15 protein-coding genes are annotated in these 15,317 nt (G+C 66.4%); 5 read left to right on the top strand and 10 right to left on the bottom strand.

Going from position 1 to position 15,317, the window contains the following annotated elements; genetic code table 11:
* The first annotated feature begins 39 nt into the window (after positions 1-39).
* A complete protein-coding gene (locus AC1ROK_RS02205) occupies positions 40-993 on the top strand; it encodes a 2-hydroxyacid dehydrogenase (protein ID WP_492844659.1) in 954 nt (317 codons plus the stop codon).
* Between the two features lie 12 nt (positions 994-1,005).
* Here the strand turns inward: AC1ROK_RS02205 and AC1ROK_RS02210 are convergent, their stop codons facing one another.
* Positions 1,006-2,253, bottom strand: a complete 1,248-nt coding sequence (locus AC1ROK_RS02210; RefSeq protein ID WP_492843393.1) for an RNA polymerase sigma factor — start codon at positions 2,251-2,253, stop codon at positions 1,006-1,008.
* Positions 2,250-2,624: a YciI family protein gene (locus AC1ROK_RS02215; RefSeq protein WP_492844662.1), complete on the bottom strand. Its 375-nt coding sequence runs from the start codon at positions 2,622-2,624 to the stop codon at positions 2,250-2,252. The genes AC1ROK_RS02210 and AC1ROK_RS02215 overlap by 4 nt, the downstream gene beginning before the upstream one ends.
* A 257-nt stretch (positions 2,625-2,881) precedes the next feature.
* On the opposite strand from AC1ROK_RS02215, the gene AC1ROK_RS02220 reads away from it, so the two are divergent.
* Entirely contained in the window at positions 2,882-4,621 is a 1,740-nt protein-coding gene (locus AC1ROK_RS02220; RefSeq protein WP_492843395.1) for a GGDEF domain-containing protein, read from the top strand.
* A 200-nt stretch (positions 4,622-4,821) separates the two neighbouring features.
* On the opposite strand, the gene AC1ROK_RS02225 is transcribed toward AC1ROK_RS02220, so the two are convergent.
* Entirely contained in the window at positions 4,822-5,106 is a 285-nt protein-coding gene (locus tag AC1ROK_RS02225) for a hypothetical protein (RefSeq protein ID WP_492843397.1), read from the bottom strand.
* Positions 5,107-5,137: 31 nt separating this feature from the next.
* Positions 5,138-6,205 carry a LacI family DNA-binding transcriptional regulator gene (locus AC1ROK_RS02230; RefSeq protein WP_492843399.1) on the bottom strand — a complete coding sequence of 356 codons (1,068 nt, stop codon included), beginning with the start codon at positions 6,203-6,205 and terminating at the stop codon, positions 5,138-5,140.
* A 188-nt stretch (positions 6,206-6,393) separates the two neighbouring features.
* Here AC1ROK_RS02230 and AC1ROK_RS02235 point away from each other — a divergent pair, with 188 nt between their 5' ends.
* Positions 6,394-6,648: a hypothetical protein gene (locus AC1ROK_RS02235; RefSeq protein WP_492843401.1), complete on the top strand. Its 255-nt coding sequence runs from the start codon at positions 6,394-6,396 to the stop codon at positions 6,646-6,648.
* A 13-nt stretch (positions 6,649-6,661) separates the two neighbouring features.
* Here AC1ROK_RS02235 and AC1ROK_RS02240 read toward each other — a convergent pair whose 3' ends face one another.
* The 5 genes from AC1ROK_RS02240 to AC1ROK_RS02260 form a co-directional block, all read right to left on the bottom strand.
* Positions 6,662-7,090: a YciI family protein gene (locus AC1ROK_RS02240; protein WP_492843403.1), complete on the bottom strand. Its 429-nt coding sequence runs from the start codon at positions 7,088-7,090 to the stop codon at positions 6,662-6,664.
* Positions 7,091-7,199: 109 nt separating this feature from the next.
* A complete protein-coding gene (locus AC1ROK_RS02245) occupies positions 7,200-7,400 on the bottom strand; it encodes a hypothetical protein (protein ID WP_492843405.1) in 201 nt (66 codons plus the stop codon).
* A 73-nt stretch (positions 7,401-7,473) separates the two neighbouring features.
* The gene (locus AC1ROK_RS02250) at positions 7,474-8,172 is read right to left on the bottom strand and encodes a response regulator transcription factor (RefSeq protein WP_492843406.1); all 699 of its coding nucleotides are present in this window, start codon (positions 8,170-8,172) and stop codon (positions 7,474-7,476) included.
* The gene (locus AC1ROK_RS02255) at positions 8,169-9,596 is read right to left on the bottom strand and encodes a sensor histidine kinase (RefSeq protein WP_492843408.1); all 1,428 of its coding nucleotides are present in this window, start codon (positions 9,594-9,596) and stop codon (positions 8,169-8,171) included. The genes AC1ROK_RS02250 and AC1ROK_RS02255 overlap by 4 nt, the downstream gene beginning before the upstream one ends.
* Positions 9,597-9,890: 294 nt before the next feature.
* Positions 9,891-10,880, bottom strand: coding sequence for a potassium channel beta subunit family protein (locus AC1ROK_RS02260; protein WP_492843410.1), 990 nt, complete (start codon positions 10,878-10,880; stop codon positions 9,891-9,893).
* 343 nt (positions 10,881-11,223) lie between these two features.
* Between AC1ROK_RS02260 and AC1ROK_RS02265 the strand changes: the two genes are divergently transcribed.
* Positions 11,224-12,798 (top strand): MFS transporter, encoded by a 1,575-nt coding sequence (locus AC1ROK_RS02265; protein WP_492843412.1) that lies wholly within the window; start codon positions 11,224-11,226, stop codon positions 12,796-12,798.
* A gap of 188 nt (positions 12,799-12,986) precedes the next feature.
* Complete coding sequence (locus AC1ROK_RS02270) at positions 12,987-13,958, top strand: ketopantoate reductase family protein (protein ID WP_492843414.1); 972 nt, start codon at positions 12,987-12,989, stop codon at positions 13,956-13,958.
* A gap of 163 nt (positions 13,959-14,121) precedes the next feature.
* Here AC1ROK_RS02270 and AC1ROK_RS02275 read toward each other — a convergent pair whose 3' ends face one another.
* Positions 14,122-15,249: an S-(hydroxymethyl)glutathione dehydrogenase/class III alcohol dehydrogenase gene (locus AC1ROK_RS02275; protein WP_492843416.1), complete on the bottom strand. Its 1,128-nt coding sequence runs from the start codon at positions 15,247-15,249 to the stop codon at positions 14,122-14,124.
* Positions 15,250-15,317 lie beyond the last annotated feature (68 nt).

The raw sequence follows: 15,317 nt of genomic DNA on the forward strand, positions 1-15,317 counted from the left end.
TTCGTGACGCGACGCCTGCCCGAGCAGATCGAGGCGCGCATGGCGACGCTGTTCGATACCACCTGCAAACCCGTCGACGGGGCGCTGAGCGCTGACGCCATCATCGAGGGGGTGCAGGGCAAGGATGTGCTGGTCTCCTCGATCAACGATCGGATCGATGCGGCGCTGATCGCCCGGCTGCCGCCGGAGCTGAAGCTGATCGCCCAGTTCGGCAACGGTTTCGACAATATCGACATCGAAGCGGCCTATGCGGCCGGGCTCACCGTCACCAACACCCCCTCGGTGCTGACCGAGGATACCGCCGACATGGCGGTGATGCTGATGCTGGCGCTGCCGCGCCGGCTGGTCGAGGGCGCCCAGGTGCTGCCCGCCACCGGCGAGTGGCCCGGCTGGTCGCCGACCTGGATGCTCGGCCGCCGGCTGCGCGGCAAGGCGCTCGGCATCGTCGGCATGGGGCGGATCGGCACCGCCGTCGCCAACCGGGCCCGCAGCTTTGGGCTCAACATCCACTATTTCTCCCGCCATCGCCGGCCGCCGCAGGTCGAGGATGCGCTGGGCGCCACCTATTGGGCTGAGCTCGATGACATGGTGGGCGAGGTCGACATCGTCTCGCTGCACACCCCGCTCAGCCGGTCGACCCACCATATTCTCAATGCCGAACGACTGAGCCGGATGCGGCAGGATGCGTTCGTGGTCAACGTGTCGCGGCCCGAACTGGTCGACGAGGCGGCGCTGATCGCCGAGATCGAGAGCGGGCACCTGTCGGGCGCCGCACTCGACGTGTTCGAGAGCCGCAACGGCATCGACCCGCGCTTGCTGCAGCTGGCGCGCGACAACCGCGTGGTGCTCACCGCCCACATGGCCTCGGCGACGCTCGAGGCGCGGCTCGAGATGGGCGAGACAGTGATCGTCAACATCCGCGCCTTCATCGACGGCGCGCAGCCCCCACACCGGGTGCTGCCGGAAGGGCGGGGCAAGCTGGCGCGGGGATAGGCCCTTCTCCCCTCAGGGGCGAGGAGGCGATTGAGTCGACAACTCCTTGAGTCGCCCCTCCAGGAAGCGTTGTTCCGCCGCCTGGTGCGTCAGTTCCAGTGCAGCGATGTACGCTGCCCGGGCCTCATCCTTCCGCCCCAGCCGGCGCAGCAGGTCGGCGCGGGCGGCGTGCAGGTAGCGGAACTCGGTGAGTGCGCCAGCCTGGCGGATCGCCTCGATTTCGCTCAGCCCCGCTTCCGGGCCGTCCCGCATGGCGATGGCGACGGCGCGGTTGAGCATGACGATCGGCGAGGCATCGGCGCGCAGCAGCAGGTCGTAGAGTTTGACGATCTCGCCCCAGTTGGTGGCGTCGGGCGAGGCGGCGATGGCGTGCTGCGCGGCGATGGCGGCCTCGATGCCGTAAGCGGTGATCTCGGGACGGGCCATCAACCGGTTGACCAGCGCGATCCCCTCGGCGATCTCGCCCCGGTCCCATAGTCGCCGGTCCTGGTCGGCGATCAGCACCAGGTCACCCGTCGCATCGGTGCGGGCGTCGCGCCGCGAGTGCTGCAGCAGCATCAGCGCCAGCAACCCCTCGACCTCGGAATCCGGGTTGGGCAGGAGCGCGATGAGCAGTCGCCCGAGCCGGATGGCCTCGGCGCAGAGGTCGGCGCGCAGCAAATTGTCGCCGTGGCTGGCGGCATAGCCCTCGTTGAAGATCAGGTAGACGGTGCGCAGCACCGCATCGAGCCGCTCGGCCAGATCCTGCGGCTCGGGCACCTCATAGGGCAGCTCGAGCTCGCGGATGCGGTTCTTGGCCCTGACGATGCGCTGGGCGATGGCGGTGGGCTTGGCGAGGAAGGCGGCGGCGATCTCCTCGGTCAACAGCCCGCAGGTCTCGCGCAGCGTCATGGCGATGCGTGCGTCGGCGGGAACCTGCGGGTGGCAGCAGACGAAGATCAGCCGCAGCTGGTCGTCGGCGATGGATTCGGTCTCGGGCGGCATCTGCGCCTCCTCTTCGAGCGCCAGTTCGGCGGCAACCACGTCGAACCGGGCCTTGCGGCGCAGCCGGTCGATCGCCTTGAAGCGGCCGGCCGAAACCAGCCAGGCGCGTGGGTTGGCCGGCATGCCGTCGCGCGGCCATTGCTCGGCGGCAGCGAGGAAGGCGTCGTTGAGCGCTTCCTCGGCGCGGTCGAAATCCCTCAGCAGCCGGATCAGCGTCGCCAGCACCCGGCGCGATTCGGTGCGCCACACCGCTTCGATGTCGATCGGCCGGGTCACGGGGCCGCGTCTTCGTGTTGCGGCACATGGTAGATTGGCCGCACTTCGATGGTGCCGTGCTGGGCCAGCGGAATGCCGCCGGCGATGCGGATGGCGTCGTTGAGGTCGCGCGCCTCGATCAGGATAAAGCCGCCCAGCTGTTCCTTGGTTTCGAGGAACGGCCCGTCGGTTGCCGAGATCCTGCCGTCGCGGACCCGCACCAGCACGGCGCTTTCGGGCGCCTGCAGCGCCTCGGCCCGCACCAGGTTGCCGCTGCGCGCCAGTTCGCGGTCGTAGTCTGACGAAGCAATATCGAGCTCGCGCTTTTCGGCTTCACTCATCCGGCGGAACACTTCCTTGTCGTCGAAATGGACGAGGCAGACATAGAGCATGGTGGTTCTCCGCTTGGGGTCGTGAGCTAATCGAATGCCGCCGCTGGCTTTCGACAGGCTGGCCACGAAATCGAGCCAGATTCTTCCGGGGCTGTCGAACTGGCCGGGGCGCCACCGCATTTTAGCGATTGGGTTGCCCTCGCCTTCACCACATCGCTTCACCGTGCGCTAAGCGCTTCCCCCGATGGTCGAACGCAGCAATGCCGATCTTTGGCATCATACCAGTTGATCGAGGAGCCTGGGGGCTTTCCAATCCGATGTTCGCCGGCCTCACCGCCATGACTGAGCAGAAGCCGCTGCCGGTGCGGGTTCGTTCGCGCCTGCTGTCGCTGATGACCGTGGCGCTGGTGGTGACGCTGGTGGTGACGGCGATCGCCGGCTTCGTGCATGTCGGCGGCCAGCAGCGCGCCATGACTGAACTCAGGACGCAGGCCGATCAGCTGCGCGCCATGCATCAGTCGGTGGCCGCCGCCGATGCCGACGTCATGCATTTTCTCAGTGGCGAAGCGGGGGCACTGCGCGCCTACCTGCCCCAGCTCGAGCGCTTGAACGGCGCCGATGCTGCGATCTTCGATGTCGTCGGCCCGATCGCGGCCTCGCCGTCGGTCGAACCACAGCGCCTGCGCGAGCTTGTCGCCGAGCTGGCGAGCAACTGGAACGAAGCCATCGACCTGGCAACGTCCGGCAACCGGCAGGCCGGCCTCGACCTCCTGGCAAGCCGGCGCACCGGCGAGATGGTGACGGCGATCGGGACCGCTGTCGACCAGGTCCTCGATGCTACCGACCTCAGGATGCGCACCCACGACAACCGCATTCAGGCCGCCACCATGCTAGTGCTGTTGATGCAGTTGGGAGCAGGCCTGCTTGCCATCCTCGGGTTGCTCTATGCCTTCCGGTCCTCGGCCATCGAAGCCGATGGCCGCGCCGCGGCGCTGCAGGCGGCCGACAAGGCGCGCCGACAGGTGGCGCGCCTGTTCGAGATGGCTGACGTGCTGCAGAGCGCTTCGGACCATGCCGACGCCAATGCGGTGCTGAAAGCCACGGCGGTCGATCTGGTGCCCGGCTTCTCCGGCGCGCTCTACGTGTTCAACAATTCCCGCGACCGCCTTGTCCTCTCGACTACCTGGGCCCGCGCCGAGAACGACGCGCTGCCCGAAACCATCAACCCCAATGCCTGCTGGGCGCTGAAGCGCGGCAAGCCGCATCTCAATCGCGCCGATTCCACCAAGCTCTGCTGCGCACATCACATCGGCAGCGAAACCTCGCTGGAGATCCCGATGATCGCCCGCGGCGAAATCGTCGGGCTGCTGCAGCTGTTCGCCTCGGGGGTCAGCGCCGAGCAGCGGCTGGAGCACATCACCGCGCTCGGCTCGGCCCTGGCCGACGGCATGAGTCTGGCGCTCGCCAACATGGCCTTGCGCGAAAAGCTCAGGAACCAGGCGCTGCGCGACCCGCTGACCGGGCTCTACAACCGTCGCTACATGGAAGATTGCCTGCAGCGCTTCGTGCGGCTGGCCGAGCGCGAGAATCGTGAAATCTCGCTGATCATGGTCGATCTCGACCACTTCAAGCGGCTCAACGACGAACACGGCCACAGCTTTGGCGATCAGGTGCTGCGCGATGCGGCGCTGACCCTCACCGGCTCGCTGCGCGAAACCGACATCGTTTGCCGCTTCGGCGGCGAGGAACTGGTGGTGATCCTGCCCGACTGCCCGCTGGAGCGCGCCGCCGACAAGGCGGAGCTGCTGCGGCTCAGGATCGAGGAGCTGAGCAATACGCACGGCGCCGACATCTCGGCCTCGTTCGGCGTCGCCTCGGTGCCGCATACTTCGCAGAGCGTCACCGACCTGCTGCAGGCCGCCGACCAGGCGCTCTACAAGGCAAAGCAGAATGGGCGCAACCAGGTGGCCAAAGCGCCGATGCGCCCCTACCGGCCGGACCGGATGAGCGATGAGCAGGCGGCGCTTGAGGAATTTTCGCGAGCTGCGGCGGAGTAGCTCGCAACCGATTTGCGCCGACCTTGCCAGTCAACCGTTAGCGCTGGTGCGGGCTGACCCCCACCCTTAATCCCTCCCCCTGAACAAGCGGAGGGAGACGGCGCCCTCGATCAGTGTGAGGGTCTCCCTCCCCATGTTCAGGGGGAGGGGACAGGGGTGGGGGTCAGCCCGCACCCGGCGGCAAGTAGTGCCTCCGCACCCTAAGGCAGATAGCTCGGCTTGGTCCGCATCAGCTCGATCTGCAGCTGCTGCTGCAGCATCTTCTGCTGCTGCAGGTCGCGCTGCAGCTTGGAGAGCGTTGCGTCGATCTCGCTCTTGATCGCCCGATCCTCTGTGGTTTGCGCCAACTCGTTCTGCAGGCACAGCGTGCGCCTCAGATCGTTGCCCTGGTAACCTTCCTTGGCAACATCGGGCACCGGGCCACAATAGGCTTGCGCCCCCGAGCTGAGGGCAATGACGGCAATGGTGGCGAGCAAAATCCGCATGATTGGAATCTGGGGGTTGCGCGTCCCCGGATCAAGTCACGATCGCGCGCGGGGCGGCGGTACTCTTTCGCACCAGCAGCTCGAGTGGCAGGCTTTCGCGATGCACCCCGCCATCGTGTTCGAGGATGGTCTTGACCGCGCGGCGGCCGATCTCGGCGATCGGCTGCACCACGGTGGTGAGCGGCGGGGAAACCGTCGCCGCCTCGGGCACGCCGTCGAAGCCGACGATCGAGATGTCCTCGGGGACGCTGAGGCCGCGTTCAGCGAGGATCTCGAGCGCGAACATGGCGACGCGGTCCGACATCGCGAGGATGGCGGTGGGGCGCTGACCGGCCGAGAAGATGTAGTCGAGCCCACGCCTGACGCTCTCGGCAGTGCTGCGGGTTTCGTAGATCGGAATGGTCTCGCGATCGATGCCGTAGAGCGCCAGCTCCTCGAAATAGCCATAGGCGCGGTCGCGCGAGGTGGAGTAGATGGCAGCCGCGATGGCGGCGCTGCCGACCGGCCCCTCATGCTCGTCGTCGAGCTCGAGCCCGAGAATGCCGAAGCGGCGGTGGCCGAGTTGCGCCAGATGCCGGGCGGCCATCTGCGCCCCGGCATAGTCATCGACGCCGATGGCCGAGATGGTGTCGTCGGGCTTGCCGAGCGCCAGCGCCACGAACGGCAGCTGCCGCTCGCGCGTCAGCTCCACCAGCTTTTCGCCATTCTCGATGCAGAGCAGCACGAAACCGTCGACCAGCGCGCTCTGGATATTCCAGGCCAGCCGCTCGCTGTTGCGGGCCGACACCAGCGCCAGGCCGGCGCCGCGCGCATCGCAGGCCTCCGAAATGCCCTGCATCAGCACGCGGGCAAACGGATCTTCGAAGAAGTAGGAAAGCGGCTCGGCGGTGGCGACGCCGATGGCGTTGGATTTGCCGGCGCGCAACAGCCGGCCGCGCGGATCGGGGCCGGCATAGCCGAGGTCGCGGGCGGTCTTGTGTACCCGCTCGCGCACTTCCGGTCGCACCAGGTCCGGCCGGCTGAACACGTTCGACGCAGTGCCCTGCGACACCCCCGCCGCCTTTGCCACATCGCTCAAGCGCACCAGATCGCGTGCCATCCGTACCTTTCCAGTTTCATGGGGCCGGTTGTCCCGGCGCTATCCTAGCCAACTCCAGCTGATATAGCACGCGTTTGTATCGGTTCAAATTCCGCTTGACTCTCTGTCGTCGAGGTGTAGGCTTTGAACCGATTCAAGTCGATATGCGCTATCACATTGAATCGGTTCAAGTCGAAAGGAGACTTGTAATGATCCCCGCCAGCTATCTCTACAAGGAAGCCTACAAGCAGCACTGGGGCGAAGATTTCGCCCGCCGGACCGGCGAGGCGCCATGGGAGGCGCATCCGGAAGCCGGTCTGTGGGAAAAGCCGTCGCTATGGCGCCGGCTTGGCCAGTTCTTCGGTGGCGCCTTCGGGGCCACCGAAGCGGCCGGCGTTGAAACCAGGACTTCGGGGCAGCGCTGCCCCGAAGCCGCCGACCGCCGGACCGTCTTGCCGGCCTAGCACTTCAAGCGCTCTAGCGTTGCTCCGGCCACTGGCCACTGTCGCGCAGCGCCTTCTCGCGATCCAGCGCTTCGGCAGAGACCTCGTCATAGGCATAGGCGAAGTCCTCGACCTCGGAGACGCGGCGGACTTCCACTTCCTCGCCTTCGCTCCATATCGGGATCTTCTTCACCCAGCCGAGCGCTTCCTCGAGCGAATCGGCCTTGATGATCCAGAAGCCGCCGATCAGTTCCTTGGCCTCGGTGAACGGGCCGTCCTTCACCACCAGCTTGCCCCCCTGCATCACCACTTTGGCGCCGCTCTTGGACGGTTGCAGGCCCTCGCCGCCCAGCAGGATGCCGGCCTCGATCATTTCCTGGTTGAGCTTGCCCATCGCGGCCAGCATTTCAGAGCTTGGCGGCGGCGACGGTTCCTTGCCTTTGACGATGATCATGTAGCGCATGGTGCGTCTCCTCGCTTGGTGGCCCAAAGAAACGAAATCCAACAGAGCTTGGCCCAAAAGAAAAGGCCCGGTCAAACCGGGCCTTCCATCGGCGAGGGCGAAACCGTGGTCAGGCGACGGCGGGAACCACCATGCCGTCCTGCAGTGCCATCAGACGCTGCTCCATCCGCTCGGCGACGGCGCCCTCGTAGCGGCTGTTGCGGAAGCCGGTGATGATGGTGACGATTTCGCGGCGGCGGGCTTCGTAATGCGCCAACGGCTCGTCGTAGAAGCGCTCGACCTTGATGGCGGGCCAGATCTCGTCGGACATCGGCATCTCCTCGTCGCCCAGAAAAGCTGCGAGGAGGCTAAACCCGTTGCATTAGATCGGGTTGAGCGCCTGGTTAGAATTTGGAGAGAGAGGGCGCCGGTTTGCTCGGCATCATGTAGCCGACGCCGCGCACCGTCTGGATCAATGACGCCGACCCTTCGGTGTCGATCTTGGCCCTGAGATAGCGGACATAGACGTCGACGATCTTGGTGCCCGGATCGTAGCCATATTCCCACACGCTGTTCAGCAGCCGCTGCCGGCTGACCACCTTGTCCGGATTGCTCATCAGGTAGCGCAGCAGGTCGAACTCGCGCACCGTGAGGCTGATCGGCTCGCCGTCGCGGCTGACGCGGCGCGATTGCGGATCGAGCGTCAGCGGCCCGATGGAGAGCTGGCTCTCGTGGTCGATCTCGCTGCGTCGCCGGCGTAGCGCTACGAGGCGGGCCAGCAGCTCGTCGAAGGCGAAAGGCTTGGTCAGGTAGTCGTCGGCGCCGCCCTTCAGCCCTTCGATCTTGTCGGCGAGGCTGTCCTTGGCGGTGAGCATCAGGATCATCGCCGGCCGGCGCTCTTCGCGCAGCAACCGGGTGATCTCCAGCCCGTCGACATAGGGCAGCATGCGGTCAAGGATGATCAGCTCGAAATCGTCCTGCCGCGCCCGCTCCAGCCCGTCGCGGCCATCATTCTCGACGCTGACCTGATAGCCCTCGGCCGCCAGCCCGCGCTCTAGGAACGAGGCGATGCGCCGATCATCCTCGACCACCAGAACCTTCATCGTGCCCCTCCTTTCGCCAGCGGCAGTTCGACTGTGAGCACCGCGCCGCCGCCCGCGCCATTGTCGAGCCGGATGCTGCCGCCATGACGCTCGACGATATCCTTGGCGATGGCGAGGCCGATCCCCAGCCCCTGGTTCTCGAGCTCGCCCTCGCCGTGCCCGCGATAGAAGCGCTCGAACACCCGCGGCCGGTCCTCGTCGCTGATTCCGGGCCCTTGGTCGGCGATCTCGATCCTGACGGATTCGGCGGTACGGGCAGTGGTAACGACAATACGGCTGCCCGGCGGCGAGTGCTTGACTGCATTGTCGAGCCCGATCATCAGCGCCTGCTTCAGGCGGCGGAAATCCGCGTCGATATGCGCGCCATTGTCGCTGAGGTCGGTGATGACGCTGACCTCGCGCGGTTCGGCCAATACCTGCGCCTCCTCGGCGGCTGCGCCAACGATCTCGTCGAGCCTGACATCGGCGGGCAGGTGCTGCTGGCTTTCGGCATCGGTGCGGGCGAAGGCGATGAGATCGTCGAGCAGGCCCGACATGTCGACCGACTGGCCGCGAATGCGCTCCAGCGATTGGCGGAGCTCGTTGATCTCAGGCTGGCCACGCAGCGCCACGTCGGCCTCGCCGCGCAGCACCGTCAGCGGGGTGCGCAGTTCATGGCTGACATCGGCGAGGAACTGCGTGCGCCTGACATCGACGGCACGGAGCCGTGCATTGGCATCGCGCAGCTCGGTGGTGCGGGTGTCGATCTCGGCTTCGAGCCGTTCGCCCGAGCGACGCACAGCTTGATAAAGCAGCACGCCCAGGAGACTCAGCACCGCCAGCGACACCAAGGCCAGGACCCCGGCGACAACCAGGATCGTGCCCTGCGTCTCCTGCACCTGCTTGAGCTCGGCCGCCACCTCGTTGCGCTCTTCGGCCAGCGCCCGGTCGATCAGCGGCTGCAGCTCGTTGGCGAGGCGGAAGGCCACGTCGCGGCCATAAAGCCGGGTGGCCTCATCGGGGTTGCCGTCGCGGGCCGCCGCCAGCGCCCGGGCGGCCGAGGCATCGATGGCGTGGTAGAGCTCGATCATCCGCCTGACGTCCTCGAGCTGCTCAAGCTCGGGCACCACCTCGGCGATGCCGCCCAGCGTCGTCAGCTCGTCGCGGGTGGCGCGGCTGAGGCGGGCAAAGGTGCGCTCCATGTCGATGCGGGCGGTCTGCACCGCCGGCATTTCGGCGCGCCCGAGCAACAGCACGCTCGCCACCTGCTTGGCATAGGCGTTGGCACGGCCATCGAGTTCGGCGATCACCTCGAAGCGCCGGTGCACCGCATCGATGCGCTGCACGAAATGATCGGCGAGCCACAAGCCATAGGCCATCACCCCGGTCATCGCGACGATCGACACGAGGCTCGCCAGCGCCAGTCCCACAATGCGCCAGCGCACCGTCACCCGATCCTGCCTCCGTCAGCTTTGCGCTATGTCTAGTGTGCTGGAGGCGCTGATGAAAGGGCGGGGGTGCAATGCTGGATATTGGTGGCGGGGGAGACCGTGGACGCCGGTCTTCTGAGGATAGCTCAGCGCGGACAGAGTACCCCCACCCCTGTCCCCTCCCCGCAAGGGGGAGGGAGACGCTCACGCTGACGCCAGTGTTTTGGTCTCCTCCCCCCTTGCGGGGGAGGGACAGGGTGGGGGGTGCTCTTCCCGCACCGAACTATCAGCCGTACCGCTGGCCGCCGCTCAGTAACGTCGCGGCGCTTCCGGCGTGTTGCCCATGATCTCTTCGATCCTGGCCAGCACGTCCGGCGTCATCTTCGACTTCGAGTCGAGTGCCTTCAGGTTGTCCTTGAGCTGGCTGAGCTTGGAGGCGCCGAGGATCACCGTCGAGACATTGGGGTTGGCGTTGCACCAGAGCAGCGCCAGGTGGTGGATGGGCAAGCCCACCTCATCGGCAAGCTTGGCCAGCTGCTTCACCTTCGCCAGTTCGTCGCGGCCCTTGTCGCTGTCGAGCCGCGCCTTCAGCCATTCGTAGCCGGGCAGGTTCATCCGGCTGTCGGCCGGGATGCCGTCATTGTACTTGCCGGTCAGGATGCCCGAGGCGAGCGGCGACCAGATGGTCGTCCCCAGCCCGAACAGGCTGTAAAGCGGCAGGAACTCGGCTTCGACTTTCTCGCGGCGGAACAGGTTGTATTCCGGCTGTTCCATGGTCGGCGGCGTCAGGTGCTCCTGGCGGGCGACGGCATAGGCCTCGGTGAGCTGCTGCGCCGACCACTCCGAGGTGCCCCAGTACAGCACCTTGCCCTGGGTGATGAGGTTGTGCATCGCCCGTACCGTCTCTTCGATCGGCGTATCGATATCCGGGCGGTGGCAGAAATAGAGGTCGAGATAATCGACTTGCAGGCGCTTCAGCGCCGCATGGGCGGCGTCGGTGACATGCTTGGCGCTGAGGCCCTTCTGCGTCGGCTTCGAACCGCCCCAGAACACTTTCGACGACACCGCATAGCTGTCGCGGCTCCAGTTCAGCGCCTTCAGCGCCTCGCCCATGACGATCTCGGCATTGCCCTGTTCGTAGCCTTCGGCGTTGTCGAAGAAGTTGATGCCGTTGTCGTAGGCGTAACCCATGATCGAAGCCGCGGCGTCCTCGCCGACCTGCTTGCCGAAGGTCACCCAGGCGCCAAACGAAAACTCACTGACCTTGAGGCCAGCCTTACCGAGGCGGCGGTATTCCATGCTGCGATGTCCGTGGTTGGTAGTCCGGGAAGGAAGGCCGGCAAACTATCGTCGGTTGCCGATGGATACAACCGGGCGATGACGGTTTGTCGACGGGGCCTGAGCCCGAGCTTTCCCCGTCTCTCACCCCACCCACGATGTCACCCCGGCGCAGGCCGGGGCCCATCCTGAGGTGGCGCAGCTCCTGCGCCAGAGCTGAAACATCTCAGGATGGGATACGCGCCGGGATGACACCGAGTTGGTGGGCCAGTTAGCCAGCAAACACGCCATTCCAATCACTAAAGCGTTGACTTAAGCATCATGCTCGATTACTTAAGCCATACCTTAAGTGAAAGGAGCCGCCATGTCAGCCCCGACCTCCCGCGCCACGGCCCGCGAATGGACCGGTCTTGCCGTCCTCGCGCTGCCGACGCTGCTGATCTCCATCGACGTCTCGGTCATTCTGCTCGCGCTGCCCAGGATCAGCGAGACGCTCGGCGCCGACAGCGCCCAGCAGCTCTGGATCATGGACATCTACGGATTCCTCCTCGCCGGCTTCCTCATCACCATGGGCACCATCGGCGATCGCATCGGCCGTCGGAAGCTGTTGATGATCGGCGGCGCCGCTTTCGCCGCCGCTTCGGTGCTGGCCGCCTTCTCCACCTCGGCGACGATGCTGATTGCGGCGCGCGGCCTGCTCGGCATGGCCGGGGCGACGCTGTCGCCCTCGATCCTGGCGCTCATCACCAACATGTTCCACGACGAGCGGCAGCGCGGCTTCGCCATTTCGATCTGGCTCACCTGCTTCATGGGCGGCATGCTGCTCGGCCCGCTGGTCGGCGGCGTCATGCTCGAGCATTTCTGGTGGGGTGCCCCGTTCCTGCTCGGCGTGCCGGTCATGTTGCTGCTGCTCGTCACCGCCCCGGCGCTGCTGCCCGAATACAAGGCTCCGCAGGCCGGTCGGCTCGACCTCGTGAGCGTGGTGCTGTCGCTCGGGGCCATCCTGCCGATGGTCTATGGCCTCAAGGAGCTGGCCAAGGGCGACGTCTCGCTCGCCCCGTTCGGCGCCATCGGCTTCGGGCTGCTGCTGGCCATTGTGTTCATCCGCCGCCAGGTGACGCTGGCGCATCCGCTGGTTGACCTGAGGCTGTTCAGGAACGGCGCCTTCACCGCGGTGATCGGGGCGATGTTCCTCATCACCGTCACCGGCGCCATCATGGTGCTGACGGCGCAGTACTTTCAGCTTGTCGCCGGCCTTTCCCCGCTCTGGGCCGGGCTCTGCGGCCTGCCGGCGATCCTCTTGATGATCGTCGCCTTCATGCTGGCGCCCAAGCTGGCGCAGACCATCCGGCCCGGCCTGCTCATCGCCTCCGGCATGGGCGTCGCCATTGTCGGCCTGCTGATCGTCCTGTGCTTCATCCAGAGCTACGGCGTGCCCGCGGTGATCGTCGGCTTCGCCCTGTTCAACCTCGGCTGCGCGCCGATGGTGACGCTCGGCACCGGCATCATGATGGGTTTTGTCGCGCCGGAGCGGGCCGGCGCCGCTGCAGCGCTGCAGGAGACCTCGTCCGAGTTCGGCTTCTCCCTCGGCATCGCCGCACTCGGCAGCCTCGGCACGCTGGTCTATCGCGGCATGCTGGCCGGCAACCTGCCGGCCAGGCTGACTGCAGCCGAGATCCACACCGCCACCGAAACGCTGGCCGGTGCGGCTGGTGTCGCCGCCAGCCTCCCCGACGGCGCGCCGCTGCTGGCGGCTGCCGGCGCTGCCTTCACCACGGCGCTGCAGCTGGTGGTGGCAGTGGAGGCAGGCGTGCTGCTGCTGGTCGCCATCGTCGCCCTCACCGCCCTGCGCGGTGTCAAACCTCTCGGCGCCGGAGCCGGCGCCCACCCCACTCCGCCTCAGGCGGAAACCGAAGACCGTCTGGCTGCTGCCCAGTGACGGTCCGGCCGGCGGTGGGACAAGCGCTGGGTACGTGAACCCCGCCGCCGGCTAGTCGGAGCGTTTTCAGGAAAAGTTGCGAGACTTTTCCGGTTCGAAAGCGCGACAAAACCAAGGAGCTTCTCGTACTTTGGGCTGCCTTGTTCAGGCCGCCCATTACCGCCAAGCTGGACCAAAGGAGCTCCAGCATGCGGTTCATCATCTACGGCGTCGGCGCCATCGGCGGCACCTTCGCAGCGTCGCTCGCCGGCGCCGGCCACGACGTGGTCGGCATCGCCCGCGGCGATATGCTGGCGGCGATCCGGGCCAATGGCGGTCTCACTTTCCGCACCACCACAGGGTCGCAACTGGTGAGCTTCCCAGTGGTTGGCGCGCCTGATGAGCTCGAGTTCCGGCCCGACGACGTCATCTTCCTCACCATGAAGGGCCAGCACACCGCTCCGGCGCTCGACGAGCTGCGGGCCGCCGGTGTCACTACGCAGGCAGTGGTCTGCGCCCAGAACGGCGTCAACAACGAACGGCTGGCGCTGCGGTTGTTTCCCAATGTCTACGCCATGACGGTGATACTGCCGGCCGACTATGTGACGCCAGGCGAAGTGATCTGCTACGGCACGCCCAAGCGCGGGCTGACCGACCTCGGCCGCTACCCTCATGGGCTCGACGACAACGTCGCGGCGATCGCCACCGCCTTCAACAGCGCCGGCTTTGCGGCCTTTCCGCTCGAAGAGGTGATGCGCTCCAAATACGGCAAGCTGCGCGACAATCTCGGCAACGTGGTCGAAGCGGCGCTCGGCCATGGCAGCCGCTCCGGCCCGCTGATGGATGCGATCCAGGCCGAGGCCGAAGCGGTCTACGCCGCCGCCGGCATCGCCTGGGTAGCGGTCGGGAATGCCGATCCGCGCCGCAAGGGCCTGATGGAAATGGGCGCCGTCGCCGGTGTTTCCCGCACCGGCGGGTCCTCGATCCAGAGCCTGAAGCGCGGCGCCGGCACCATCGAGACCGACTACCTCAACGGCGAGATCGTCCTGCTCGGCCGGTTGCATGGCGTGCCGACGCCGCTCAATGCTGGGCTGGTCACCATCGGCCACGAGCTGGTGGCCAGTGGCGCAAAGCCCGGCAGCATGACCGAGGCGGAACTGCGGAAGCGGTTGGGGCTGTAGACACTGCTGTTGGGGGCGGCCCACAGAAAGCCCCTCCAACTCAATGTCATCCCAGCGAAAGCTAGGACCCATCTGTCAGCTGGCGCGGGTGGTGAGTTGGGTCCCTGCTTTCGCAGGGAGGACAACTGGTGGGTGGTCGAGTTAGGTGAGGAGCTCTCCCCCTCTAGAACAGCACCACGCTCCGAATACTCTCGCCGTGGTGCATCAGCTCGAACCCCTTGTTGATGTCCTCGAGCCTGAGCGTGTGGGTGATCATCGGGTCGATCTCGAGCTTGCCGCTCATGTACCAGTCGACGATTTTCGGCACGTCGGTGCGGCCGCGGGCGCCGCCGAAGGCGGTGCCCATCCAGGTGCGGCCGGTGACCAGCTGGAACGGGCGGGTGGAGATCTCCTGCCCCGCGCCGGCAACCCCGATCACCACCGACTTGCCCCAGCCGCGATGGCTCGCTTCCAGCGCTTGCCGCATCACCGTGGTGTTGCCGGTGCAATCGAACGTGTAGTCGGCGCCGCCGATCTGGTCGGCCCCACGCTTGGTCAGGTTGACCAGGTAGGGGACGACGTCGCCCTCGATCTCCCTGGGGTTGACGAAATGCGTCATGCCGAAGCGCTCGCCCCAGGCGCGCTTGTCGTTATTGACGTCGACGCCGATGATCATGTCGGCGCCGGCGAGCTTCAGCCCCTGCACCACGTTGAGCCCGATGCCGCCCAACCCGAACACCACGGCGGTGGCGCCGGCCTCGACCTTGGCGGTGTTGAGCACCGCACCGACCCCGGTGGTGACGCCGCAGCCGATGTAGAACACCTTGTCGAACGGCGCCTTGGGATCGATCTTCGCCAGCGCGATCTCGGGCAGCACGGTGTGGTTCGAAAAGGTCGAGCAGCCCATATAGTGGTAGATGGTCTCGCCCTTGTAGGAGAAGCGCGAGGTGCCGTCCGGCATCAGGCCCTTGCCCTGCGTGGCGCGGATCGCCGTACAGAGGTTGGTCTTGCGGCTCAGGCAGCTTGGGCACTCCCGGCATTCGGGCGTATAGAGCGGGATCACATGGTCGCCCGGCTTGAGGCTGGTGACGCCGGCGCCGACCTCCAGCACGACGCCCGCCCCCTCGTGGCCGAGGATCGACGGGAACAACCCCTCGGGATCGGCGCCCGATAGCGTGAACGCGTCGGTGTGGCAGATGCCGGTGGCCTTGATCTCGACCAGCACTTCGCCCGCCCTCGGGCCCTCGAGATCGAGCTCGACGATTTCGAGTGGTTTGCCCGCCGCGAATGCCACTGCCGCGCGTGTCTTCATCAGTCCTGCTCCGAGTTCGAATCCAGCTTCTTCACGTTGTCGCGCTTTCGAACCGGAAAAGTCTGCAA

The sequence above is a fragment of the Devosia sp. GW821-FHT12F11 genome, from assembly GCF_058806655.1.

Coding starts and splice junctions, on each gene's coding strand:
- AC1ROK_RS02205 (WP_492844659.1), top strand. CDS start 40: ATGGCGACGCTGTTCGATACCACCTGCAAACCCGTCGACGGGGCGCTG.
- AC1ROK_RS02215 (WP_492844662.1), bottom strand. CDS start 2,624: ATGCTCTATGTCTGCCTCGTCCATTTCGACGACAAGGAAGTGTTCCGC.
- AC1ROK_RS02220 (WP_492843395.1), top strand. CDS start 2,882: ATGTTCGCCGGCCTCACCGCCATGACTGAGCAGAAGCCGCTGCCGGTG.
- AC1ROK_RS02225 (WP_492843397.1), bottom strand. CDS start 5,106: ATGCGGATTTTGCTCGCCACCATTGCCGTCATTGCCCTCAGCTCGGGG.
- AC1ROK_RS02230 (WP_492843399.1), bottom strand. CDS start 6,205: ATGGCACGCGATCTGGTGCGCTTGAGCGATGTGGCAAAGGCGGCGGGG.
- AC1ROK_RS02235 (WP_492843401.1), top strand. CDS start 6,394: ATGATCCCCGCCAGCTATCTCTACAAGGAAGCCTACAAGCAGCACTGG.
- AC1ROK_RS02240 (WP_492843403.1), bottom strand. CDS start 7,090: ATGCGCTACATGATCATCGTCAAAGGCAAGGAACCGTCGCCGCCGCCA.
- AC1ROK_RS02245 (WP_492843405.1), bottom strand. CDS start 7,400: ATGTCCGACGAGATCTGGCCCGCCATCAAGGTCGAGCGCTTCTACGAC.
- AC1ROK_RS02250 (WP_492843406.1), bottom strand. CDS start 8,172: ATGAAGGTTCTGGTGGTCGAGGATGATCGGCGCATCGCCTCGTTCCTA.
- AC1ROK_RS02260 (WP_492843410.1), bottom strand. CDS start 10,880: ATGGAATACCGCCGCCTCGGTAAGGCTGGCCTCAAGGTCAGTGAGTTT.
- AC1ROK_RS02265 (WP_492843412.1), top strand. CDS start 11,224: ATGTCAGCCCCGACCTCCCGCGCCACGGCCCGCGAATGGACCGGTCTT.
- AC1ROK_RS02270 (WP_492843414.1), top strand. CDS start 12,987: ATGCGGTTCATCATCTACGGCGTCGGCGCCATCGGCGGCACCTTCGCA.
- AC1ROK_RS02275 (WP_492843416.1), bottom strand. CDS start 15,249: ATGAAGACACGCGCGGCAGTGGCATTCGCGGCGGGCAAACCACTCGAA.